21 protein-coding genes are annotated in these 23,218 nt (G+C 64.1%); 6 read left to right on the plus strand and 15 right to left on the minus strand.

Annotation, left to right across the window (positions count from 1 at the left end):
- Window positions 1–168: 168 nt before the first annotated feature.
- Both ATE71_RS23010 and ATE71_RS03765 read left to right on the plus strand, forming a co-directional pair.
- Window positions 169–297, plus strand: a complete 129-nt coding sequence (locus ATE71_RS23010; protein ID WP_268801406.1) for a hypothetical protein — start codon at window positions 169–171, stop codon at window positions 295–297.
- A gap of 61 nt (window positions 298–358) precedes the next feature.
- Window positions 359–538, plus strand: coding sequence for a PspC domain-containing protein (locus ATE71_RS03765; protein WP_039580111.1), 180 nt, complete (start codon window positions 359–361; stop codon window positions 536–538).
- Between the two features lie 93 nt (window positions 539–631).
- Here the strand turns inward: ATE71_RS03765 and ATE71_RS03770 are convergent, their stop codons facing one another.
- The 4 genes from ATE71_RS03770 to ATE71_RS03785 form a co-directional block, all read right to left on the minus strand.
- Window positions 632–1,333 (minus strand): TonB-dependent receptor, encoded by a 702-nt coding sequence (locus ATE71_RS03770; protein WP_152998631.1) that lies wholly within the window; start codon window positions 1,331–1,333, stop codon window positions 632–634.
- Between the two features lie 114 nt (window positions 1,334–1,447).
- Window positions 1,448–5,731, minus strand: a complete 4,284-nt coding sequence (gene rpoC, locus ATE71_RS03775; RefSeq protein ID WP_058802103.1) for a DNA-directed RNA polymerase subunit beta' — start codon at window positions 5,729–5,731, stop codon at window positions 1,448–1,450.
- Between the two features lie 53 nt (window positions 5,732–5,784).
- A complete protein-coding gene (rpoB, locus tag ATE71_RS03780) occupies window positions 5,785–9,963 on the minus strand; it encodes a DNA-directed RNA polymerase subunit beta (RefSeq protein ID WP_058802104.1) in 4,179 nt (1,392 codons plus the stop codon).
- A gap of 384 nt (window positions 9,964–10,347) precedes the next feature.
- The gene (locus ATE71_RS03785) at window positions 10,348–11,016 is read right to left on the minus strand and encodes a DUF4197 domain-containing protein (RefSeq protein ID WP_058802105.1); all 669 of its coding nucleotides are present in this window, start codon (window positions 11,014–11,016) and stop codon (window positions 10,348–10,350) included.
- 170 nt (window positions 11,017–11,186) lie between these two features.
- Here ATE71_RS03785 and ATE71_RS03790 point away from each other — a divergent pair, with 170 nt between their 5' ends.
- The 4 genes from ATE71_RS03790 (at window position 11,187) to ATE71_RS03805 (ending at window position 13,698) form a co-directional block, all read left to right on the plus strand.
- A complete protein-coding gene (locus tag ATE71_RS03790) occupies window positions 11,187–11,687 on the plus strand; it encodes a DUF2975 domain-containing protein (protein ID WP_058802106.1) in 501 nt (166 codons plus the stop codon).
- Window positions 11,687–11,911 carry a helix-turn-helix domain-containing protein gene (locus tag ATE71_RS03795; RefSeq protein WP_058802107.1) on the plus strand — a complete coding sequence of 75 codons (225 nt, stop codon included), beginning with the start codon at window positions 11,687–11,689 and terminating at the stop codon, window positions 11,909–11,911. Before ATE71_RS03790 ends, ATE71_RS03795 begins: the two co-directional genes overlap by 1 nt.
- Complete coding sequence (locus ATE71_RS03800; protein WP_058802108.1) at window positions 11,901–12,659, plus strand: hypothetical protein; 759 nt, start codon at window positions 11,901–11,903, stop codon at window positions 12,657–12,659. The genes ATE71_RS03795 and ATE71_RS03800 overlap by 11 nt, the downstream gene beginning before the upstream one ends.
- Window positions 12,660–12,849: 190 nt before the next feature.
- Window positions 12,850–13,698, plus strand: a complete 849-nt coding sequence (locus tag ATE71_RS03805) for a hypothetical protein (protein WP_201022917.1) — start codon at window positions 12,850–12,852, stop codon at window positions 13,696–13,698.
- Window positions 13,699–13,935: 237 nt separating this feature from the next.
- Here the strand turns inward: ATE71_RS03805 and mtgA are convergent, their stop codons facing one another.
- The 11 genes from mtgA to ccmC all read right to left on the minus strand — a co-directional run bounded on the left by mtgA (window position 13,936) and on the right by ccmC (window position 23,153).
- A complete protein-coding gene (mtgA, locus tag ATE71_RS03810; RefSeq protein WP_058802109.1) occupies window positions 13,936–14,643 on the minus strand; it encodes a monofunctional biosynthetic peptidoglycan transglycosylase in 708 nt (235 codons plus the stop codon).
- A gap of 174 nt (window positions 14,644–14,817) precedes the next feature.
- Window positions 14,818–15,372 carry an AHH domain-containing protein gene (locus tag ATE71_RS03815; protein ID WP_268801407.1) on the minus strand — a complete coding sequence of 185 codons (555 nt, stop codon included), beginning with the start codon at window positions 15,370–15,372 and terminating at the stop codon, window positions 14,818–14,820.
- Window positions 15,294–16,121 (minus strand): hypothetical protein, encoded by an 828-nt coding sequence (locus tag ATE71_RS03820; protein ID WP_058802111.1) that lies wholly within the window; start codon window positions 16,119–16,121, stop codon window positions 15,294–15,296. Before ATE71_RS03820 ends, ATE71_RS03815 begins: the two co-directional genes overlap by 79 nt.
- Window positions 16,122–16,225: 104 nt before the next feature.
- Window positions 16,226–18,187: a potassium transporter Kup gene (locus tag ATE71_RS03825; protein ID WP_058802112.1), complete on the minus strand. Its 1,962-nt coding sequence runs from the start codon at window positions 18,185–18,187 to the stop codon at window positions 16,226–16,228.
- Window positions 18,188–18,226: 39 nt separating this feature from the next.
- Window positions 18,227–18,910, minus strand: coding sequence for a tetratricopeptide repeat protein (locus tag ATE71_RS03830; RefSeq protein ID WP_058802113.1), 684 nt, complete (start codon window positions 18,908–18,910; stop codon window positions 18,227–18,229).
- Window positions 18,907–19,338 carry a cytochrome c-type biogenesis protein gene (locus tag ATE71_RS03835; protein ID WP_082665066.1) on the minus strand — a complete coding sequence of 144 codons (432 nt, stop codon included), beginning with the start codon at window positions 19,336–19,338 and terminating at the stop codon, window positions 18,907–18,909. The genes ATE71_RS03830 and ATE71_RS03835 overlap by 4 nt, the downstream gene beginning before the upstream one ends.
- On the minus strand, window positions 19,335–19,865 hold the full coding sequence (locus ATE71_RS03840; RefSeq protein WP_058802115.1) for a DsbE family thiol:disulfide interchange protein: 531 nt from the start codon (window positions 19,863–19,865) through the stop codon (window positions 19,335–19,337). Before ATE71_RS03840 ends, ATE71_RS03835 begins: the two co-directional genes overlap by 4 nt.
- Window positions 19,862–21,832, minus strand: a complete 1,971-nt coding sequence (locus tag ATE71_RS03845; RefSeq protein ID WP_058802116.1) for a heme lyase CcmF/NrfE family subunit — start codon at window positions 21,830–21,832, stop codon at window positions 19,862–19,864. The genes ATE71_RS03840 and ATE71_RS03845 overlap by 4 nt, the downstream gene beginning before the upstream one ends.
- Window positions 21,829–22,266 carry a cytochrome c maturation protein CcmE gene (gene ccmE / locus ATE71_RS03850; protein ID WP_058802117.1) on the minus strand — a complete coding sequence of 146 codons (438 nt, stop codon included), beginning with the start codon at window positions 22,264–22,266 and terminating at the stop codon, window positions 21,829–21,831. The genes ATE71_RS03845 and ccmE overlap by 4 nt, the downstream gene beginning before the upstream one ends.
- On the minus strand, window positions 22,263–22,418 hold the full coding sequence (locus ATE71_RS22700; RefSeq protein ID WP_201022918.1) for a hypothetical protein: 156 nt from the start codon (window positions 22,416–22,418) through the stop codon (window positions 22,263–22,265). Before ATE71_RS22700 ends, ccmE begins: the two co-directional genes overlap by 4 nt.
- Before the next feature lie 3 nt (window positions 22,419–22,421).
- A complete protein-coding gene (ccmC, locus tag ATE71_RS03855; protein ID WP_058802118.1) occupies window positions 22,422–23,153 on the minus strand; it encodes a heme ABC transporter permease CcmC in 732 nt (243 codons plus the stop codon).
- Window positions 23,154–23,218: the final 65 nt, after the last annotated feature.

The raw sequence follows: 23,218 nt of genomic DNA on the forward strand, positions 1-23,218 counted from the left end.
CGCCTTTTGGTTTTTTTTGCCATTTTAGCGGATATTTTGCGTTGAAACATTATGTCGAAAGCGAAAAAACGGCACTTAACAGCCAATGAACGAAATTGGCACGGCCCATGCATAACTGCTGGCATCCACCGGATGGCCCGGATGGAAGGTTCAAGGAAGGATATTATCATGGCCCATTTCAACGTTCACGCCGTCAAGAGCTACGCACTCGCCGCTTTCGCATCGCTCTATGCCTCGGTGATGCTGCTCGCGATCGTCGGTCAGAATGGCGCGCAGGTCGGTTCGCTGGTCGTCTGACCGGCGAACCCCAATCGCCCACGATAACGCCGGTCCCCGGGCCGGGATGGAAAGGAAAGAAATGAAACAGGGTTTTCGCAAGAATCGTCGCGACGGGATGATCTTCGGCGTGTGCGCCGGAATGTCAGACCAGTTCGGTATCGACGTCTTGTGGACGCGCGTCGGCTTTGTCGCCCTGACGCTTCTGGGCTTCGGCCTGCCTCTGCTGCTGTACCTCGCCGTGGCGATCCTCGCGCCCTAGGACAGCCCGGGCCGGCCGCCTTACAGGCGCAGTCGCACCGGCCCGCATATTCCCAAGGACCAAGGGCTCACCGGTCGGACCGGTGGGCCCCTTTCATTTGGGGCGCACGGTGAAACGGTACGGAATATACAGGAATACCTCGGTCGCGCTCGCCTGCGCCCAGATCAGCTGCTCGTTCAGCCCCGCGACCTCGACGCCGTAGTCGGGCCCAAAGGCGCCCGCGGTCTTGAGCGCTTCGGTCGCGACCAGCTTGACGATCTCGGGCCGATACTGGTCGGGGTTGATGATCGTCAGCGTAATGGCGCCGCGCCGTTCGATCAGCGCGCGCCCTTCGGCCGGGACGCCCTTGACGAAATTGTCGATCCGCGACTGCGCGCTGCCGACCGATCCGCCCAGCTTGGCCTTTATATAGACCGCAATCTCGCTGGTGTCGGGCCGTCCGCCGTTCCGAAAGGCGAGGTCGCGGTAATTGGCGAGCGTCACCTTGGTCAGCTCGAATTCGCCAGTGACCAGTTCGACCCCAGCGGCATCGGCGCGGCGGATCGCGCTTTCGATCATCGCATGGATCTCGCGCTTTCGGACATCGGAGTCGCGCGAATCCGAGGTGAATTTGACCGGCTGGATGGCGCTGTCGGCGGGACGCCGCAAGCCAACGACGGTCTGTTCGTCGGAGAGATAATCGGCCGAGGCTCGCTGCCCCGTCACGACCACTTCCCCCGTGATATTGCTATTGTCCTGCGCCGCCGCAGGCACCCCCGCTGCGACCATCGCTGCCGCGATCATACCGATACGCACCGCCCTCTCCTTCCCCATGGAACGTGCCATGCTATCAGCTTGGCCCCAAAGAAAAAGCCCCGCCGGATCGCTCCGGCGGGGCTCATCTCTGTTAGGCTTTGAAAGCCGAGGAGCTTATTCCTCGCCTTCGCCTTCGGGGCGATCCAACACCGCGACATCGTCGGTGGTGAAATCTTCGCCCTGCACCTTGCCCAGCGGATCGTCGCCGATCGCCGCTTCGGGGCCCTGCGCCAGCTCGGCTTCATGTTCCTCAGCGGCGGTCGCCGGGGCAATCAGATGCTCCTGGTTCGCGGCGCGCATGGCGGCGCGAAGCGCGGCATCCTTCGACGAGGCGGTGACACGGACGCGGTTCATGGCAGCGCCGGTACCCGCCGGGATCAGGCGGCCGACGATGACATTTTCCTTGAGGCCCTGCAGCGAGTCGATCTTGCCCTGCACCGAAGCCTCGGTGAGAACGCGGGTCGTCTCCTGGAAGGATGCGGCCGAAACGAAGCTGCGGGTCTGCAGCGACGCCTTGGTGATCCCGAGCAGGACCGGGCGGCCCTCCGCAGGAACGCCGTTCTTCGGCAGCTTGGCGTTATATTCCATCATCTCCAGATAATCGAGCTGTTCGCCCGGCAGCAGCGTGGTGTCGCCGCCCGACGTGATCTCGACCTTCTGCAGCATCTGGCGAACGATCACCTCGATGTGCTTGTCGTTGATCTTCACGCCCTGGAGTCGATAGACTTCCTGGATTTCCGCGACCAGATATTCGGCCAGCGCCTCGACGCCCATGACGTCGAGGATGTCGTGCGGGTTCGGCGAACCGCTGATCAGCGCGTCGCCGCGCTTGACCATGTCGCCTTCCTGCACTTCCAGCACCTTCGACTTGGGGATCAGGTACTCGATCGGATCGCCTTCTTCCGGAACGATCGCAATCTTGCGCTTCGCTTTGTAATCCTTGACGAATTCAATGCGGCCGCTGATCTTCGCGATAACGCTGTTGTCCTTCGGAATGCGTGCTTCGAACAGCTCGGCAACACGCGGCAGACCGCCGGTGATGTCGCGCGTCTTCGACGCTTCGCGGCTGACACGCGCCAGCACGTCGCCCGCCTGCACTTCCTGCCCGTCCTCGACCGACAGCATCGTGCCGACCGCGAGCAGGTAGCGCGCGGCTTCGCCCGACTGGTCGTCAAGCAGGGTCAGGCGCGGCTGCAGGTCTTCCTTCTTGGCGCGGCCCGCCGAACGATATTCGATCACGACGCGCTGGGCGATACCCGTTGCTTCGTCGACCTGTTCGACCAGCGTTTTGCCGTCGAGCAAGTCCTGATACTTCACGACGCCCTGCTTTTCGGTGATCAGCGGCATGGTGAACGGATCCCATTCCGCAATCCGGTCGCCCTTCTTCACCTTCTCGCCGTCCTTGTGCATGATCTGAGCACCATAGGGAAGCTTGTGCGTCGCGCGTTCGCGGCCTTCGGCGTCGATGATCGCGAGTTCGCCCGAACGCGACAGCGCCAGGCGGCGGCCACGCTGGTCGACGATCGTCGCCATGTCGCGATATTCGATCGTACCGTCCGAAATCGCTTCGGCCTTTGACTGTTCGTTGACCTGTGCCGCACCACCGATGTGGAACGTACGCATGGTCAGCTGCGTGCCGGGTTCACCGATCGACTGGGCGGCGATGACGCCGACCGCTTCGCCGATGTTGACCGGCGTACCGCGCGCAAGGTCGCGGCCGTAGCATTTGCCGCAAACGCCCAGCGTCGCTTCGCAGACCAGCGGCGAACGAATCTTCACCGATTGGACTTCGGCATCTTCGATCCGCTGCGTCGTTGCTTCGTCGAGCAAGGTGCCGACGGGCGCGATGACATTGCCATCCTTGTCGACGACATCTTCGAGCGTCGTGCGGCCAAGGATTCGCTCGCCGAGCGAAGCGATCGTCGAACCGCCCTGCACGATCGCGCGCATTTCCATGCCGCGTTCGGTGCCGCAATCTTCCTCGATCACGACGCAGTCCTGCGACACGTCGACCAGACGGCGGGTCAGATAACCCGAGTTTGCCGTCTTGAGTGCCGTATCGGCCAGCCCCTTACGCGCACCGTGCGTCGAGTTGAAATACTCGAGAACGGTCAGGCCTTCCTTGAAGTTCGAGATGATCGGCGTTTCGATGATCTCGCCTGACGGCTTGGCCATCAGGCCGCGCATGCCGGCAAGCTGCTTCATCTGCGCTTGGCTACCACGCGCACCCGAATGCGCCATCATATAGATGGAGTTGATCGGGGCCAGGCGGCCGTCGTCGAGCTTCGGCGTCGCACGGATTTCGTCCATCATCGCGGTCGCGACCTTGTCACCGCACTGCGACCAGGCATCGATCGCCTTGTTGTACTTTTCCTGCTGCGTGATCAGGCCGTCCTGATACTGCTGCTCGAAATCCTTCACCAACGCGCGCGTCTCGTCGACCATCGCTTCCTTCGACGCCGGGATGATCATGTCGTCCTTGCCGAAGGAGATGCCGGCCTTGAACGCGTTGCGGAAGCCCAGCGCCATGATGGCGTCGGCGAACAGCACCGTCTCCTTCTGGCCGGTGTGGCGATAGACCTGGTCGATCACATCGCCGATTTCCTTCTTGGTCAGAAGGCGGTTGACGACGTCGAAGGGCACGGTGTGCGACTTCGGCAGGCATTCGCCGATCAGCATGCGGCCCGGGGTGGTCTCGAACCGCTTAAGATACTCGTTACCCTGCTCGTCGGTCTGCGGCACGCGGCTGATGACCTTCGAGTGAAGCGTGACGGCGCCGGTGTAGAGTGCCTGATGCACTTCGGCCATGTCGGCGAGCAACATGCCTTCGCCCGGTTCGCCTTCGCGCTCCAGCGACAGATAATAGAGACCGAGCACCATGTCCTGCGACGGCACGATGATCGGCTTGCCGTTCGCGGGCGACAGGATGTTGTTGGTCGACATCATCAGCACGCGCGCTTCGAGCTGGGCTTCCAGCGAAAGCGGGACGTGGACGGCCATCTGGTCACCGTCGAAGTCGGCGTTGAACGCGGCGCAGACCAGCGGGTGCAGCTGGATAGCCTTGCCCTCGATCAGCACGGGCTCGAACGCCTGGATGCCGAGGCGGTGGAGCGTCGGGGCGCGGTTCAGCAGGACCGGGTGCTCGCGAATAACCTCGTCGAGAATGTCCCAGACTTCCTTGCGTTCCTTTTCGACCCACTTCTTCGCCTGCTTCAGGGTCATCGACAGACCCTTGGCGTCAAGGCGCGCGTAGATGAACGGCTTGAACAGTTCGAGCGCCATCTTCTTGGGCAGGCCGCACTGGTGCAGCTTGAGTTCGGGACCGGTCACGATGACCGAACGACCCGAATAGTCGACGCGCTTGCCGAGCAGGTTCTGACGGAAGCGGCCCTGCTTGCCCTTGAGCATGTCGGACAGCGATTTCAGCGGACGCTTGTTGGCACCGGTGATCGTGCGGCCGCGGCGGCCGTTGTCGAACAGCGCGTCGACGGCTTCCTGCAACATGCGCTTTTCGTTGCGGACGATGATGTCCGGCGCGCGCAGTTCCATCAGGCGCTTCAGGCGGTTGTTGCGGTTGATCACGCGGCGATAGAGGTCGTTGAGATCGGACGTCGCGAAGCGGCCACCGTCGAGCGGCACCAGCGGGCGCAGTTCGGGCGGGATGACCGGCACGACTTCGAGGATCATCCATTCGGGACGGTTGCCCGATTCGATGAAGCTCTCGACGACCTTCAGGCGCTTGATGATCTTCTTGGGCTTGAGCTCCGACTTGGTGGTCGCGAGCTCTTCCATCAGGTCGACGCGTTCCTGCTCGAGGTCGAGATTCTCGAGGAGCACGCGGATCGCTTCGGCGCCGATACCGGCCGAGAAGGCGTCCTCGCCATATTCGTCCTGCGCGTCGAGCAGTTCGTCTTCGGTCAGAAGCTGGAACTTTTCGAGCGGGGTCAGGCCGGGCTCAAGAACGATATAGGCTTCGAAATAGAGGACGCGCTCGAGCTGCTTGAGCTGCATGTCGAGCAGCAGGCCGATGCGCGACGGCAGCGACTTCAGGAACCAGATGTGCGCGACGGGCGCGGCGAGCTCGATATGGCCCATGCGCTCGCGGCGGACCTTGGTCACCGTGACTTCAACACCGCACTTCTCGCAGACGATGCCTTTATATTTCATGCGCTTATACTTGCCGCACAGGCACTCATAATCCTTGATCGGGCCAAAGATGCGCGCGCAGAACAGGCCGTCACGCTCGGGCTTGAACGTGCGGTAGTTGATCGTTTCGGGCTTCTTGATCTCGCCGAACGACCACGAGCGGATACGTTCCGGGCTCGCGATGCCGATCTTGATCATGTCGAAGGTTTCGGGCTTCGCGACCGGGTTCATGAAGTTGGTAAGCTGGTTCATATTCTAGCTCCATCTTCCCCTCTCGCTTGGCGCGAGAGGGGTGAGGAAAAATCTTATTCGGCGGCTTCGGGAAGGGCTTCCGGACCTTCGTCATCATCTTCGTCTGCATAGGACGAAAGCTCGACGTTGAGGCCCAGCGAGCGCATTTCCTTGACGAGCACGTTGAAGCTTTCGGGAATGCCGGCCTCGAAGGTATCGTCGCCCTTGACGATCGCTTCGTAAACCTTGGTGCGGCCGATCACGTCGTCCGACTTCACCGTCAGCATTTCCTGCAGCGTGTACGCCGCGCCATAGGCCTGGAGCGCCCAGACCTCCATTTCACCGAAGCGCTGGCCACCGAACTGCGCCTTACCGCCCAGCGGCTGCTGGGTGACGAGGCTGTACGGACCGATCGACCGCGCGTGGATCTTGTCGTCGACCAGGTGATGGAGTTTGAGGATATACATATATCCCACCGTCACCTTGCGATCGAAACGGTCGCCGGTGCGGCCGTCGTACAGATCGACCTGACCCGACCGGTCGAGCCCGGCGCGTTCCAGCATCGTCGAGACATCGCCTTCGCGCGCGCCGTCGAACACCGGCGTCGCGAAGGGCACGCCAACCGACAGATTTCCGGCGAGTTCGACGACCTCGTCGGTCGTCCGCGCCTTGATCTCGTCGGCATATTCGTCGCCATAGGCCTGCAGCAGCGCCTCGCGCACCGCTTCGGGCGGAGCGCCCGCTTCGGGGTCGGGGTTCGCCATGCGCCAATCCTCGAGCGCTGCGGTGATCTGGCGGCCGAAACCGCGCGATGCCCAACCGAGGTGCGTTTCGAGGATCTGCCCGACGTTCATGCGCGACGGCACGCCGAGCGGGTTGAGCACGAAGTCGACATGCGTCCCGTCTTCGAGGAACGGCATGTCCTCGATCGGCAGGATGCGGCTGATGATGCCCTTGTTGCCGTGGCGGCCGGCCATCTTGTCGCCCGACTGAAGCTTGCGCTTTACCGCGACAAAGACCTTGACCATCTTGAGCACGCCCGGCGCGAGTTCGTCGCCGCGCTGCAGCTTTTCGACGCGATCTTCGTATTTCGCGCTGATCCGCTTGATCGCATCGTCATACTGCGCCTTGATCGCTTCGAGGGCGGCTTGGGCATTGTCTTCGACAACCGCCAGCTTCCACCAATCAGCACGGTCGAGGTCGACGAGCATCTCTTCGGTGACGACATCGCCCTTCTTCAGGCCCTTCGGCACTGCGCTGGTCGCCTGACCGATGAGCAGTTCCTTGAGGCTGGAGAAGGTTGCGCGGTTGAGGATCGCGCGTTCGTCGTCGGCATCCTGTTTCAGGCGCTCGATTTCTTCGCGTTCGATCGCAATCGCGCGTTCGTCCTTGTCGATACCGTGACGGTTGAAGACGCGGACTTCGACGACCGTGCCCGACACGCCCGGCGGCAGGCGGAGCGAGGTGTCGCGCACGTCGCTGGCCTTTTCGCCGAAGATCGCGCGCAGCAGCTTTTCTTCCGGCGTCATCGGCGATTCACCCTTGGGGGTGATCTTGCCGGCCAGAATGTCGCCCGGGCCGACTTCGGCGCCGATGTAGACGATGCCCGCTTCGTCGAGGTTGCGGAGCGCTTCCTCGCCGACATTCGGGATGTCGCGCGTGATGTCTTCCGGCCCAAGGCGCGTGTCGCGCGCGGTGACTTCGAATTCCTCGATGTGGATCGAGGTGAAGACGTCGTCCTTCACGATGCGTTCGGAAATGAGGATCGAGTCCTCATAGTTGTAGCCATTCCACGGCATGAACGCGACAAGCACATTCTTGCCGAGCGCCAGTTCGCCGAGTTCGGTCGAGGGGCCGTCGGCGATGATGTCGCCGGCGCGGACGACTTCGCCCACCTTCACCAGCGGGCGCTGGTTGATGCAGGTGTTCTGGTTCGAACGCTGGAACTTCTGCAGGCGATAGATGTCGACACCCGACTTGCCGGGTTCAACCATGTCGGTCGCACGGATAACGATACGCGTCGCGTCGACCTGGTCGATCACACCGCCGCGGCGCGCCGCGATGGCGGCACCCGAATCGCGTGCAACGGTTTCTTCCATGCCCGTGCCGACGACCGGCGCCTCGGCGCGGAGCAGCGGCACAGCCTGACGCTGCATGTTCGAACCCATTAGCGCGCGGTTGGCGTCATCGTTTTCGAGGAACGGGATCAGCGATGCCGCGACCGAAACCAGCTGTTTCGGCGACACGTCCATCAGCGTGATCTGGTCGCGCGGCGCCATGAGGAATTCGCCGGCTTCGCGCGCCGAGATCAGCTCGTCGATGAAGCTGCCGTCGGGGTTGAGGTCGGCGTTCGCCTGCGCAACCGTGTGCTTCGACTCTTCCATCGCCGACAGATAGACGACTTCGTTCGTGACCTTGCCGTCGACGATGCGGCGGTAGGGGGTCTCGATGAAGCCGTATTTATTGACGCGCGCAAAGGTCGCGAGGCTGTTGATCAGACCGATGTTCGGGCCTTCGGGCGTTTCGATCGGGCAGATGCGGCCATAGTGGGTCGGGTGAACGTCGCGGACCTCGAAGCCCGCGCGCTCGCGCGTCAGACCACCCGGCCCGAGCGCCGAAACGCGGCGCTTGTGCGTCACTTCGGACAGCGGGTTGGTCTGATCCATGAACTGCGAAAGCTGCGACGAACCGAAAAATTCGCGCACCGCGGCAACCGCCGGCTTCGCGTTGATCAGGTCGTTCGGCATCACCGTCGAGACGTCGACCGAGCTCATGCGCTCCTTCACCGCGCGTTCCATGCGCAGCAGGCCGACGCGATACTGGTTCTCGAGCAGCTCGCCAACCGAACGGACACGGCGGTTGCCGAGGTTGTCGATATCGTCGATTTCGCCCTTGCCGTCCTTCAGGTTCACCAGCTCCTTGACCACGGCGAGGATGTCCTCGCTGCGCAGCGTCGTCACCGTGTCCTCGGCGTCGAGGCCAAGGCGCATGTTGAGCTTGACGCGGCCCACGGCCGACAGGTCGTAGCGTTCGGCGTCGAAGAACAGCCCGCCGAACAGCGCTTCGGCGGTTTCGCGCGTCGGCGGTTCGCCGGGGCGCATGACGCGATAGATGTCGCTCAATGCCTGGTCGCGGTCCTCGGCCTTGTCAGCCTTCAGCGTGTTGCGGATCCAGGGGCCGGTGTTGTTGTGATCGATGTCGAGCAGCACGAGCTTGTCGATGCCCGCGGCGTCGAGCTTTTCGAGATTGTCGGCGCTCACTTCGTCGCCGGCCTCGATATAGATCTCGCCGGTCGCTTCGTTGATCAGGTCATAGGCGCTGTAGCGGCCGAAGATTTCCTCGGTCGGGATCAGCAGCGTGTCGAGACCATCCTTCGCGGCCTTGTTGGCAAGGCGCGGACTGATCTTGTGACCGGCGGCGAAAACGACTTCGCCGGTCTTGGCATCCACCACATCGAAAGCGGGCTTCGAACCGCGCCAGTTTTCGACCTGGAACGGCACGCGCCAGCCATTCTCGGCGCGCTCGAAGACGAGGCGGTCATAGAAGGTGTTGAGAATTTCCTCGCCCGACATGCCCAGCGCATAGAGCAGGCTGGTGACCGGCAGCTTGCGCTTGCGGTCGATACGGACGTTGACGATGTCCTTGGCGTCGAATTCGAAATCGAGCCACGAACCGCGATAGGGGATCACGCGCGCGGCAAACAGGAACTTGCCCGACGAGTGGGTCTTGCCGCGGTCATGGTCGAACAGCACACCCGGCGAACGGTGCATCTGCGACACGATGACGCGCTCGGTGCCGTTGACGAAGAAGGTGCCATTCTCGGTCATGAGCGGCATGTCGCCCATGTAGACGTCCTGCTCCTTGATATCGAGGACCGAGCGGGTGTCGGTTTCGCTGTCGACCTCAAAGACGATCAAGCGCAGCGTGACCTTCATCGGAGCTGCATAGGTAATGCCGCGCTGACGGCATTCCTCGACATCGTACTTGGGATCTTCGAGTTCGTAGTGGACGAAGTCGAGCTCGGCGGTGCCGGCGAAGTCGCGAATCGGGAACACGCTGCGCAGCGTTTTTTCGAGACCCGAAACATAACCGATCGACGGATCCGAGCGCAGGAACTGCTCATAGGATTCGCGCTGCACCTCGATGAGGTTGGGCATGTCCACCGCTTCGTGGATATTGCCGAACAGCTTACGGATTCGCTTGCTTGCGGTTGCTTCGAGGGCCTTGCCCACCGACTTCGCCTTGGTCGCCATAAGTGATTGTCTCGCCTTGATAAAATAGCTTGCGAGCGCAGGAGAGACGCAAAAAGGCCGCGAGCAACCGTTGCCGGTTTACCGCAGCTTTCTTGACGCATCTCGAAATCCCGAAAGCCCTATCCGTACAGCCTGCCGCGCAAAGTCAGGCTCTATCTCGGACGATCGGGTATGTCGGCCATATAGGATCGGGGGTGCCGGGTGTCAACGGGAGCACGGCGGATTGAGGGACGAATATCGGCTTTGGATTGGGGAGCTGCCCTTTGTGATCCCCGGCGAAAGCCCGGGCCCATACAGCAACCTGATACGTTCGTGTCGGAACTCGGCGCCGCGGCTTTCGCCGGGATGCACAATCTCCATAGGCCACAACCGGCGGCCACCCTCCTAAAACACGCCCTTCAACAACGCCGCCGGATTTCGCCGCAACGTGGCCTCTTCGCTCGCCATATAATGGAAAATGCCTTTCAGTGCCTGCTGCGTCACCGACCGCGTCAACCCGTCGCGCGACAACCCGGCCGAGACCATCAGCTGGTTGCCCTGCGACAGCTGGTCGAGCTGGCGATAGGCGCCGACGCTTTCGAGCGCCGATCCGACGAGCGGCGACACCTTGCCGAACAGCACGTCGCCCGCGCTCCGTTCGAGGTAACGCGTCGCGCCGTCATTCTTTGACACCAGCCCCGGCGCATCCGTCCAGCGCAGATTGTCGATCGCAGCACGAAACACCGGCTTCGCCTCGCCCGCCGCCTTGCCGCCGGCATCGTTCAGGCTCTTGGTCAAATTGGTAGTGAGCCCCAGCTTGTCGCCCATGCCGAACAATTTGGACGCCAGCTTGCCACCTGCGCCCGGCAACAGGATGCGCACCGCCGTATCGCGGTAGAAGGCGCCCGGTTCGGCCAGTTTGTCGAGCGCGCCGTCGGACGCGCCCGCGATCAGCCCCTTCACCCCGCTTTTCGGAAGCTTCGCCATCGCCCAGGGGGCATGGGCCAGCGCCAACATTCCCGCCACCCCCGCCAGCAGCATCCGCCGCGCCATCATGTCGTCGTCCGATTTCATGGCACATCTCCCACTGGCTTGCGATCCGGCCAGCCTAGCAACAAAGGTCCCCGCCCCCAAGCGAAAGCGCGATCTCCGCGGGCGCGGCGCGGATGTCGCGATTTACCGTATTGCAATATATAATTTATCGATTATCGATATATCTTATATCGAATATCGGGAGATTCGCGATGTTGCAGTGGAGCCGGAGGCTGCTTGCGGGGCTGAATATTCTGAACTGGGTGGCCGGGCTGCTGATCCTCGCGACCTTCGCCTTTGTCGCCTTTGCCGCTCCCGACATGTTGGCGGCGGCGCTCGATGGCAAGATGAAGCACCCCGAAGCCGCGGTGACATGGCTGCAATGGGTCCTGGTCATCACCGCGCCGGTCATCCTGCTCGCGCATGTCATCCTGACGCGGCTGATCGCGATGATCGACGATGCGCGTGCAGGCAACCCCTTCGCCAGCGCGAATGCCGCGCGCCTCCGCCATGTCGCCTGGGCGCTACTCGGCATCCAGCTGCTCGATCTCGCCTTTGGTTTCGTCAGCATCGCGGCGAGCGAGCGCACGGGCGAATATTTCGGCTGGAGTTTCGGCCTCACCGGCTGGCTCGCCACGCTCATGCTCTTCATCCTCGCGCGTATCTTTGAACGCGGCGCGGCGATGCGCGAAGAGCTGGAACAGACGATCTGATGGCAATCCGCATCCAGCTCGACGACATGCTGTGGCGGCGGCGCATGACGCTGACCGAACTCAGCGAACGCGTCGACATCACCGTCGCCAACCTGTCGGTGCTCAAGACCGGTAAGGCCCGGGCGATCCGCTTCTCGACGCTCGACGCAATCTGCCGCGTTCTCGAATGCCAGCCCGGCGAACTCATCCTTTTCGATCCCGAAGGCGCCCCCGATGAAGACTGATATCGCATCCATCTATCGCGGCGCCTGGGCCTTTGCGCTCGCCTGCCCGCTGCTCTTCCTTGTCCCCGTACTCGTGGAGCTCGCGCAGCATATCGTCGAATGGCAAGCGGGCATGTACAACGGCATCGCCGGTGCCAAGGCAGCCGAGACCGACCCGCTGCGCCTGCAATTCGGCTTCGCCAAGACACTCGCCATTCTGCTGCCTGGCTACTGGTTCACCCGATACATCCTGTTCGACCGCGATGCAGCGCGCGCGCGCCGTATCGAATGGCCCGCCATCGGCCTGTGGCTCATCTTGTTCGCGCTGAACGCCCTGCAACAATGGTGGACGCTGTTCGGCCCGTCGCTCACCGGCTTGATCGGCCTCACCGGCACCGCCGCGCAATGGACGGGTTACGCCCTCGCCCTGCTCGGCGCCATCGCCGGCATTTATTTCGTGGCATGGACCGTCGCATGGACGCTGGGCAACACCGCGATCGGTCCGATCCGCTCGGCCCGGATCGTGGCCGGCAGTTTCTGGCGGACCGTACTGCTGATCCTTGCGGGGGTGCTGCCGCTGATGATCGCGCATTATGCGCTCAGCTTTGCCGCGATCTTCGGCCCTGCGCTCCTCGACTGGCCGCTGCTGCTGCTCGACGCGCTCGTCGTCGGCCTGCTCGCGCTGACCATGGCGGGTAGCAATGCCGTCGCCGCCCGCCACGTGACCATGAAAAAGGGGATCGACCTCGCGACCGGCGCCGCGCGCTAAAAAAGGCGCGCCTCGACCGCGTGCTCGTGGCCTCAAACGGCACAAAAGCCCGCTCAAGCTTGGACCGCCGAGCCGATTTGCTCGGCTCGTCGCGTCCAACGCACGGCTCGTCCACCTTGGCGTGGCCCTTGCGCCCTTCCGCGCGTTGAACGGACAAGCGTTCCATCAACACCAAAGGAGACCGAAAGCGATGCGGAAATTCGCAGGCTTTGTTGCAACCATTTCTCTTGGCATGTCGGCCATCGCCGCCGCGCCTGTTCTGGCGCAGGATGCCGCCGCCGCGACCGTCAACCTGACGGCGGGCACCAAGGTTTTTGATTCCGAAGGCGCCGAACTCGGCACCGTCACCAGCGTGGCGGGCGCCAATGTCGTCGTCGATCTGGGCGAGGGCAAACAAGTAACCCTCCCCTCCAACGCATTTGGCCAGCTTGAAAAAGGCCCGACGATCGGCGCTACCAAAGCCCAGGTCGTCGCCGCAGTCGATCAGGCCAATGCCGGCAGCGAAGCCAAGCTCACCGCAGCCTTGCAGCCTGGCGCCGACGTGCGCGGCGTCAGCGGCGCGACGGTGCTTGGCAAGGTCAAGCTCGTCGCGCAGGACGGCGTCGTCCTCACCACGCCGACCGGCGACGTGAAACTGCCGCGCAACGCCTTTTTCGTCGGACAATCCGGTCTCGCGACCAGCTTCACCGCCGAGCAGTTTGCGGCTGCGATGCAGGAAGTGAACACCGCCGCCGCCGCAGATGACGCTGCGGTCGCCGCCGCGCTCACCCCCGGTGCCGACGTCCGCAGCCTGAAGGGCGCCGCCGTCCTCGGCAAGGTCAAGTCGGCCAGCGCCGACACGGTCGTCGTCACCACCGCCGCCGGCGACGACGTCAGCCTTCCGCGCAGCGCCTTCCTGATGTCGCCCGCAGGCCTTGCCGCCGCCTATACCGCCGAACAATTCGCTGCTGCGGTGGCGCAGGCGACGGGCGAGCCCGCACCGCAGGCCGAAGCGACCGCCGACGCGGCGCCGGCCCCGGCGCAAAAGCCGGCCAGCTAATCGGCCCGAATATGAAATAGGGGGCGCGGAGCACAGGTTCCGCGCCCCTTTTTCATGCGCCGCTGCGGCGGCAGATGCTATTATGCGGCGCATCGATTGCAGACCAGGGATGGCCGCTTCTGGCCGATAGTTGCCCCCGGCGAACGCGGGCCCCCAGAATTGCTACACCAACCTTGCGTTTTCCCGCGGCGCGCGCCGGGGTTCGCAAAGGGGCAGCCCAGCGCCCCATCGCTGCCGTTATTTATAGACGCACCCGTCCAGCCCGTCGCGTCGCACCTGTCCGATGCGCGCGGTGATGGTATTGCCGTAGCGGCGCGTGAAGCCCGAAGGGCTGATTGCCTCGCGCTTCTTCGGCAGCGGCAGAATGGCTGCGATCCGCGCAGCCTCGCGCGGGGTCAACCTGTCCGCGCCATGCTTGAAATAACGCTGCGCGCCCGCTTCGACGCCATAGGTGCCTATCCCCGTCTCGGCGACGTTCAGATAGACTTCCATAATCCGGCGCTTGCCCCAGATTTTCTCGATCAGGAAAGTGAACCAGACCTCGGGCACCTTGCGGACATAGCGCGTCCAGCCGCTGCCCTGCCAGAGGAAGACATTTTTCGCGGTCTGCTGGCTGATCGTCGATCCGCCGCGCATCCGCTTGCCCTTGGCGTTGCGTTCGATCGCCTCTTCGATCGCTTCGCGGTCAAAGCCGTCGTGCGAACAAAATTTTCCGTCCTCCGCCGCGATCACCGCGCGCACCATGTTGCGATCGATGCGGGACAGGCCTTCCCAATCCTTGGTAATTCCGTTGCCGTCGGTTAGCATGGTCAGCGTCACCGGCGGCGGCACGACGACATAGACGAGTACCCACGCGATCGAAATCGCGACGAACCACAGCAGCCATTTGAACGGGCGGAGATACCAGGGGAGCTTGCGCGTCTGGGCGCGGGAAGAGGGTGCCATGCGCGGCAAATTAGCTGCTTGCGGATTCGAGACAAGCGGGCTTGATCGAATGGCGCCGATTTCCGCCGCAGCCCACCCGCGCCTTATTTCGTTCTCGCGCGTAGACACCGAACGGCGGAAATGAGGTGGGGAGCTGCCTTTCTGGCGAGAACTAGCGGTCGCGCCCGACGCCGCCTAGGCCCCGAAAAGCTTGTCGATCGCTTCGTCCAGATAGGGGCGATCGACGAACAACCGCATCGGGTCGCGCCGGTTGAGCCAAAACCCGGCGCCGTGCCGATCGGTCAGCGCACGGCGCATCGTGTCCTGCAACAGCCGCAAGCGCATGACGGCGGTACGACGCGCATGGCGCAGGTCGTCCGACGCCTGCAGCGCGAAATGCACGCGGATCGCCTCGACGCGTGCCGCGACCACGTCGCTATAGCCCCGATGCGGCCCGCGATGCAGCGCGTGACCCGACTGCAAGGCGGCGCGTTCGCACGCGGGCAGGATCAACCCGTTGCGACCGAAATGCCGTAGCGCGAACCCCTCGGCGCGCAGCTGCTCGAACATCGCCGCCATTTGCGGACGTTGCATCAGGCTGACCGGCATGAGGTGGTGGCGCTGGAACCCGTCCCGCGCCGCTGGCGCGCCCTGCCACCCCCGCGCCAACCTCAACCGTCGCGGCCAAATTCGACAACGACCGTCGACCTTTGTCGTTCGCCGCCCGGCAGCGGCAACAGATCGATCCACTCGCCCGCTTCCAGCCCGCGCATACTCCGCGCTTCGCGGATCGGGCCGTTGAGCATCATGTCGAGCGCCAGCCGCGACAGTCGCCGCACCATCTCCGCCGCCGTCCAGCCGTCGGGCACTCGCGCTTCCAGTTCCTGCCCGGCAAACAGGGCCAGTCCGCGCGTTCCCATCGCGCTCCCCTCCACCAGGTCCTTGCGCCGGAACGCGACGACGTGGAGCACCGGCGGCATGCCGCTCACCAGCATTTCGGCGATCGACGCGCGAAATTGTGGTGCGTCGGACCACAGCCGCGCTGGCGACCAGAATATATGGCTGGCATCGAACAGGTCGATCAACAGCACCATCGCTTTGAAAAATTCGCGCATCTGCGTCGTCCTTGCCGGCGGCGAGGTCGATGGCGCGCGCTCGGGTTCATGGATGAATATCCAGCACGCGCCGCCCGCGCGCCACTTCGACGGCAGACTCGCGGCGAGCTGGCTGGTCGAAGGATGGCCGGGATCGGCGAAATCCAGCGCCGCGGCGGCGGCGGGGCCGGCCAGCACCGATAGCGCCCCGAACGACAGGCGGAAACGCGGCACCGCGATCAACTCCACCGCGGCGCCGGGCGCATCGTCGACCCGCTCGGGCTTCAATCCCATCCGGCGCAGCGACGCTTCGACCGCCCCCACCGGACTCGTCACGCCGGCGATAAGGGCGAAGGGTTCCGGCGGTACCGGCAAGTTCAAAGCGTCGCTATTGCCGACATCCATCGTGTTGCGCGGCCTTTTATGGGTCTCCCTTGCATCGCAAGACTGACCCCGATGTTCAAACGCTTATTCGTGAATGTCGCAAAGTTAACCCTGGCGGATCTTGGTCAAATCGCGACCTGGCTGCCCAGCTCGACGACGCGGTTCGTCGGCAGGCGGAAATATTCCATCGCGCTTTCCGAATTGCGCAGCATCCACGCGAACAGCTTCTCGCGCCAGATCGGCATTCCCGGCTTGCTCGCGGCGATGAGCGTCTGTCGCGACAGGAAAAAGCTCGTCTCCAACATCTTGAATTCGCCGCCACAGCTTGTCACGCGCTTCAGCGCGTCGGGCACGTCGATCGGCTGCATGAAGCCGTAGTTCAGGATCAGCCGGTGGAACCCCTGCCCCAGATCGTCGAGCGCGCAGTGATTTTCCGCGCGGACATAGGGCACGTCGGCGATCTTGATCGTCAGCAGGATGATGCGCTGGTGCAGTACCTTGTTGTGCTTGAGGTTATGGAGCAGCGCGTGCGGCACGCCATCGCTGCTCGACGTCATGAACACCGCGGTGCCGGGAACGCGCGTCGCGCTGTTCGCCGCCGATTTCACGAAAACCGGGATCGGCATCGCGCCTTCGGCCATTTCCTGCTGCATCAGCTTGCGCCCGCGCGACCAGGTGGTCAGCAGCGTGAAGATGGTGAGGCCGATTGCCAGCGGGACCCAGCCGCCATCGGGCACCTTGATCAGGTTCGCGCCGAAATAGGCGATATCGACGATGAAAAAGACGGCGAGCACGGGCAGCGCCTTCCACGCCGGCCATTTCCACAGCGTGAAGAGCACGACGCTCATCAAGCAGGTGTCGATGAACATCGCACCCGTCACCGCAATGCCATAGGCTGCGGCAAGATTGCTCGACGAACCAAAAAAGAGGACGAGGATGATCACCATCACCATCAACCCCCAATTGACCATCGGAATATAGATCTGCCCCTGCGCCGACGCGCTGGTGTGCTCGACACGCAGGCGCGGCATGAAGCCGAGCTGGATCGCCTGCTGGGTCAGCGAGAAGGCACCCGAAATCACCGCCTGACTTGCAATGATCGTCGCGAGGATCGCCAGGATCACCACGGGGACCTGCCAGGCATCGGGCATCATCTGGAAAAAGGGATCGGCGATCAGGTCGCCGCGCGGCCCCATCTCGGCGTCGAGCACCATCGCGCCCTGCCCCATATAGTTCAGCATCAACGCCGGCAGCACGAAGGCCAGCCAGCTGAGCCCGATCGGCCCACGACCGAAATGCCCCATGTCTGCATAGAGTGCCTCGGCCCCCGTCACCGCGAGCACCACGGCGCCCAGCGCGATGAAAGCGGTGAAACCGTCGACATAGAAGAAGCGCAGCGCATTGAGCGGGTTCAGCGTTTCGAGGATGATCCCCGGATGATCGACGATATGGATAAGGCCGAGGATCGCCAGCATCGTGAAATAGGAGAGCATGATCGGCCCGAACAGCATCCCGACCTTCGCCGTCCCGCGCGACTGGAGCGCGAACAGGCCGATCAGAATCGCGAGCGCGATCGGCACGATATAGGGCTCGAAGCCCTTGTTGACATAACTCAACCCCTCGGTCGCCGAGAGCACCGACATCGCAGGCGTGATCATGCTGTCGCCATAGAAAAGCGCGGTCGCGAACACGCCGAGCAGCACGATCGGCCAGGTCCAACGCTTGCCTTCCGACGACCGGCTGATCAGCGCGAGCAGCGCCAGGCTTCCGCCCTCGCCCTTGTTGTCGGCGCGCATGATCGTCATGACATATTTGAATGTCACGACGAGCATCATCGACCAGAAGACGAGGCTCAGCACGCCATAGATATGTAGCCGGTCGGGCTCGATCGGATGATGCCCGGCAAAGGTTTCGCGAAACGCATAGAGCGGGCTGGTACCGATATCGCCGAACACGACGCCGATCGCGCCGACGGCAAGCTTCAGCCTGCCATCGCCATGATGTCCATGGCCGTGATGGCCGGTATCGGCGGCAGCCTCGATGGCGCTTTGCGCGCCTTCGGCCGCCCGTTGCGACTCAGCAGTCATCGCGCGCCTTTAGACGAGCTGGAGCTTTTGTAATAGGTTTCAATTCGGGACGCCCCCGCCCGGCACACCGGCCGACTCGTCGCCCGGAACCTCCGGCGGAAGCTGCGGCCCGAGCGCCTGCCGCAGTTGCGCAAGCCGCATCTCGAGGTCCGCCCGCCACGGCGCGTCGGCGGGGCTGCGCGCGAGAAGCTGGCTCCACACCGCCTCGGCACCCTTCAGGTCGCCGCCCTGCGCGAGCGCCAGACCCGCGAAGAAGGGGGGCGCGGGATGTGTCGGGTCGCGCTTCGCCGCCTCGTCGAATGCCAACGCGGCCGCGGGCGACATCATCCCGCCGCTGTGCGCGGCGAGCGCATTGCCCAGCCCGACCCACAGATCGACATTGTCCGGATGGCTCTCCAGCCCTTTTTCCAGCGTCTTGGCGGCCAATTCGGTCTTGCCGGTGCGCGCGAAGCCGTCGGACATTCCGAGCCACTGCGCGGCGGGACCGAAGCGTTCGGACATGCCTTGCCGCTGGTCGGTGATCGCCTCGCCAAATCCTTCGGGCTCTTCGGGCGCCGCAACGGGCTTGCCCGGCAGCGACGGGCTCCCCTGCAGCGCATAGCCCGCAAGCCCCAGCATCACCGCGGCCCCCGCGAGCGGCCGTGCCGCCGCCGGCAGTCGGCCCAGCCAGAAAATGCCGCCGATCGTCAGCGCCGCAGCAAAAAGAACCCACAGCCAGATCATGCGGCATCGTCCCCGTCGCTCTCGCCGCGCCGAAACCGACCGAACGCCAGCCATCCGCCAACCACGAGGAATAACAATGGCCCCAGCCACAACAACGCCGTCGCCGCGTCGAAGGGCGGGTCATAGCTCACCCAATTTCCATAGCGCGCGACGAGCCACGCCTTGATCTCGTCGGGGCTCTCGCCCGCCGCGATCTTGCTGCGCACCTCGTGCCGCATATCGCCCGCGAGCGGCGCATCGCTATCGGCAATCGACTGCCCCTGACAGACAAGGCAGCGCAGTTCCTCCATCAGCGCCTTGGCACGCGCTTCCTTGGCCGGATCGCTCAGCTGCTGATAGGCATAGGGCGCGGGCGGCAGCCTATCCTGCGCCGCCAGCGGCAGCGCCAGCGCGCCGAGCAGACATAGCAGGATCAGCCGCAAGCTCACTTCATCGCCTCCAGCTTCGCGACGATCTCGGGCACCTGGTCGGCCAGGATCACGCCCTGGATTTGCTCGCGGATAATCCCCTTGCCGTCGATCAGGAAGGTTTCTGGCACGCCCGACGACCCGAGCGCGATCTGGACGCTGCTCTGCATGTCCGCCCCGATGCGGTCGAATGGATTGCCATATTCGCGCAGGAACATCGCGACATCCTCCGGCCGGTCGCGGATCGCGATGCCGTCGATCGACACCCCTGCGGCCTTCAGCGCCTCGAGCTGCGGCGCCTCGGCGCGGCACGGGATGCACCAGCTGGCGAATACATTGACCAGCCGCGGCTTGCCGTCGGCAAGCTGGCTGCTCTTCAGCCCCTCGACCCCCGCGGTCGCGGGCGGCAGGTCGAACAAGGGCATCGGCTTGTCGATCCATTGCGACTGGATCAGCGTCTCGGCGGGCGTCACCAGCCGATAGATGAAGGCGCCGAACAGCAGCCCCATGATCGCCAATGGCACGAACAGGACCCAGCGGTTCTTCATGGTGCAAAACGTTCCTGCAATTTGCCGGCACGCCGCGCGCGCCAGATCGCCAGCAATTGTGCGCGACCCAGCATCGATAGCGCCGCGCCTATCGCGATCAGCGCGCCGCCAAGCCATATCCACCACACCAGCGGCTTCCACCACAACCGGATCTGATATCGGTCGGCACGGCCGTCGTCGCTCGTCACTGGCTGGCCGAGAACCGCGTAGAGCTGCCCGCCCGGCCGCGTCAGCAGCGCCGCCTCGTTCGTCTCGGTCGGTGCGGTGCCCATCAGGCCCGGAAAGGTGCGCGCCTCGGGCTTCATCGTAAAGCGGCTTCCCGACGACGTCGTCGCGACCAGCGCGCCCTCAATCGCAGTATAGTTCGGCCCCGCGACCGGCTTCACCCCGACGAATTTCACCGAAAAATCACCGATCCTTATATCGTCGCCGGGTGCCGCCGCGACCAGCCGCTCCTTGATGAAGGCGCTTTCGGCGCCCATCCCGGCAAGGCACACCGCGACACCGAAATGCGCGACGACCATGCCCCAGGTCGGCAGCGGCGTGCGGCGGAGGTTGCGCCCCCACAGCGGCGCGAGGCTCGCAACCGCGACGATTCCCGCGACGGTCATGCCCAAAAGCGGCAAAACTCCGACCTTGCCACCGAACAGGATCAGCGCGAACAGCACCGCCGCACCGGCAAAGATCGCCAGCGGCAGCCGCGACCACAGCCTTTTTCCGTCATCCTTGCGCCAGCTCAGCAGCGGCCCTGCGACCATTACAAGGCACAGGATCAGCGCGAGCGGGCCCGCGACCTTGTTATAATAGGGCGGCCCGACCGAAATCTTCTCGCCCATCGCCTCGGCGACGATCGGATAGAGCGTGCCGAGCAACACGAGCGCAAGGATCGTGGTGAGCAGCAGATTGTTGATCACCAGCGAGCCTTCACGGCTCAAGAGCGCAAATTTCTTGCCCTCGGCCACGCTGCCGGCGCGCAGCGCGAACAGGGTCAGCGCGCCACCGATATAGATCGCCATCAGCACGAGTAGAAAGGTGCCGCGCTCGGGATCGACCGCAAAACTGTGGACGCTCGTCAAAAGCCCCGACCGCACGATGAAGGTGCCGACCATCGACATCGAAAAGCCGATCACCGCGAGCATCACGGTCCACGCGCGCAGCGCGTTGCGCGTCGCGGTCACCGCGACCGAGTGAAGCAGCGCCGCCCCCGCGAGCCACGGCACGAGCGACACATTCTCGACCGGATCCCAGAACCACCATCCGCCCCAGCCAAGCTCATAATAGGCCCAGTAGCTGCCGGCGGTGATGCCGAGCGTGAGGAAAATCCAGCTGCCGAGCACCCACGGCCGCATCGCCCGCGCGAACGCCGGGCCAATCTCGCGCGTGATCAGCGCGCCGACGGCAAAGCTGAACGCGACCGACAGCCCGACATAGCCGACGTAGAGCGTCGGGGGATGGAAGGCGAGACCGATGTCCTGCAACAGCGGATTGAGCCCCTGCCCGTCCGGCGGCGCGACCGGCAGCCGCTTGAACGGGTTCGACGAGAAAAGCAGGAAAGCGAAGAAGCCGAGGCTCAGCGCCGCCTGAGCCGCGAGCGTCGCGATCAGCGTATCCTCGCGCAGCCGCTTCTCAAAAATCGCGATCAGCCCGCCCGACAGCGAGAGGATCATCAGCCACAGCAACATCGACCCTTCGTGATTGCCCCACGTCCCCGCGATCTTGAAGATCATCGGTTTCAGGCTGTTGCTGTTGCGCGCGACCAACTCGACCGACATGTCCGACCGCGCGAACAGTGCGATCAGAAGGCCGAAGGCCGCAGTCGTCAGTACGCCCTGCGCGACGCTCGCCGGCCGGACAAGCGCTGCCAGGTCCTTCGAACCGCCGCGCAGGAACAGCGTTCCCGCGACCAGCGACAAGCACGCAAGCGCCGCCGCCATCCACAACAGGGCGAGACCGAGCTCGGCGATCATGTCGCAGCCGGCGCCTTCATATTCTTCGGCATCTCGCCCATCTGCGGCGGCATATAGCGCTCGTCATGCTTCGCGAGGATGCGGTCGGCCACGAACACCCCGTCGGCGCGCATTCGGCCGTCGGCGACCATGCCGCTTTCCTCGCCGAACAGGTCGGGGACGATGCCCTTATATTCGACCGGAACCGCCGCCTTTCCATCGGTCGCGACAAAGCGGATCGTCAGCCCGTCGGCCTGCCGCACGATGCTCCCCTTGGCGACCATCCCGCCCAGCCGCATCGCCTCGCCGACCCCCGCCTTGCCGCCCTGCACCTCGACAGGGGTGCGGAAATAGGCGGCCTCGTCGCGCAGCGCGCTCGCCGCGAGCACACCCGCTCCCGCCACGCCGCCGAGCGCGACGAGCGCGAGGATCAGCCGTTGATGCTTCGCCTTCACTTGCGGTCCTTTCGCAGCGCGTCGCTGCGCTTCTCGGCCTTTTTCATCGCGCGCCAGCTTGCCCACAGCACCGCGCCGCTCAGCACCGCCGTCAGTCCATAGGCCGCGGCGACGAACGCCCATTGGCCGCCCCCGCTGATCACCCCCGTCACGCGTCAATCCTCCTCGTCGGCCAATCGCCGCAGCCGTGCCGAAACGCGGTTGTCGGCGATAATCCGCCGCATCCGCATCAGCACGATCGCCCCGAATAACAGCGAAAAGCCGAACAGGGTCAAGCCCAGCGGCCACAGCAAGGCGCCATCGATGCTCGAACCACGCAACGTGATGCTGGGGCCTTGGTGCAGGCTGTTCCACCATACGACGCTGCGGTTGATGATCGGGATGTTGATCGCGCCGACCAGCGCATAGATCGCCGCACCGCGCGACAGCGAACCGCCCTGCCGCTGCCCGTCGTCACCGCTCGTGAGCGCAATAAAGCCCGCGTAGAGAAACAGCAGGACGAGCATCGAGGTCATCCGTCCGTCCCATTCCCACCAGGTCCCCCACGTCGGGCGGCCCCAGATCGATCCGGTCGCAAGACATAGAGCAGTGAACAGCATCCCCGGCACCGCGATCGCGCGTGCCGCGATACCCGACAAGGGGTGGCGCCAGACGAGTTGCACCAGCCCCGCGACCGCCAGCGACGTCCAGCCGCCCATGCCGAGCCACGCCGATGGGACATGGACGTAAAGAATGCGCGCGGTTTCGCCCTGCTTGTAATCGCCCGGAACCATTGCCAGCCCGGCCCATGCGCCGCCGAGTACAAGGAGCAGCCCGACGCCGAGCAACCACGGAGTCAGCGGCTTGGCGATCGCAAGAAAGCGCGTTGGATTGGCGTAGGCGTGCATGCGCGCCGAGCCTTAAGCGAGCGCGGGCGCGCGGTCCAGTCCATTGCGGCGCGCCCGCCCTTGTA

The sequence above is a fragment of the Sphingopyxis sp. H115 genome, assembly GCF_001468465.1.
Classification (GTDB): Bacteria; Pseudomonadota; Alphaproteobacteria; order Sphingomonadales; family Sphingomonadaceae; genus Sphingopyxis.

Coding starts and splice junctions, on each gene's coding strand:
- ATE71_RS23010 (WP_268801406.1), top strand. CDS start 169: ATGGCCCATTTCAACGTTCACGCCGTCAAGAGCTACGCACTCGCCGCT.
- ATE71_RS03765 (WP_039580111.1), top strand. CDS start 359: ATGAAACAGGGTTTTCGCAAGAATCGTCGCGACGGGATGATCTTCGGC.
- rpoC (WP_058802103.1), bottom strand. CDS start 5,731: ATGAACCAGCTTACCAACTTCATGAACCCGGTCGCGAAGCCCGAAACC.
- rpoB (WP_058802104.1), bottom strand. CDS start 9,963: ATGGCGACCAAGGCGAAGTCGGTGGGCAAGGCCCTCGAAGCAACCGCA.
- ATE71_RS03785 (WP_058802105.1), bottom strand. CDS start 11,016: ATGAAATCGGACGACGACATGATGGCGCGGCGGATGCTGCTGGCGGGG.
- ATE71_RS03790 (WP_058802106.1), top strand. CDS start 11,187: ATGTTGCAGTGGAGCCGGAGGCTGCTTGCGGGGCTGAATATTCTGAAC.
- ATE71_RS03795 (WP_058802107.1), top strand. CDS start 11,687: ATGGCAATCCGCATCCAGCTCGACGACATGCTGTGGCGGCGGCGCATG.
- ATE71_RS03800 (WP_058802108.1), top strand. CDS start 11,901: ATGAAGACTGATATCGCATCCATCTATCGCGGCGCCTGGGCCTTTGCG.
- ATE71_RS03805 (WP_201022917.1), top strand. CDS start 12,850: ATGCGGAAATTCGCAGGCTTTGTTGCAACCATTTCTCTTGGCATGTCG.
- mtgA (WP_058802109.1), bottom strand. CDS start 14,643: ATGGCACCCTCTTCCCGCGCCCAGACGCGCAAGCTCCCCTGGTATCTC.
- ATE71_RS03820 (WP_058802111.1), bottom strand. CDS start 16,121: ATGGATGTCGGCAATAGCGACGCTTTGAACTTGCCGGTACCGCCGGAA.
- ATE71_RS03825 (WP_058802112.1), bottom strand. CDS start 18,187: ATGACTGCTGAGTCGCAACGGGCGGCCGAAGGCGCGCAAAGCGCCATC.
- ATE71_RS03830 (WP_058802113.1), bottom strand. CDS start 18,910: ATGATCTGGCTGTGGGTTCTTTTTGCTGCGGCGCTGACGATCGGCGGC.
- ATE71_RS03840 (WP_058802115.1), bottom strand. CDS start 19,865: ATGAAGAACCGCTGGGTCCTGTTCGTGCCATTGGCGATCATGGGGCTG.
- ATE71_RS03845 (WP_058802116.1), bottom strand. CDS start 21,832: ATGATCGCCGAGCTCGGTCTCGCCCTGTTGTGGATGGCGGCGGCGCTT.
- ccmC (WP_058802118.1), bottom strand. CDS start 23,153: ATGCACGCCTACGCCAATCCAACGCGCTTTCTTGCGATCGCCAAGCCG.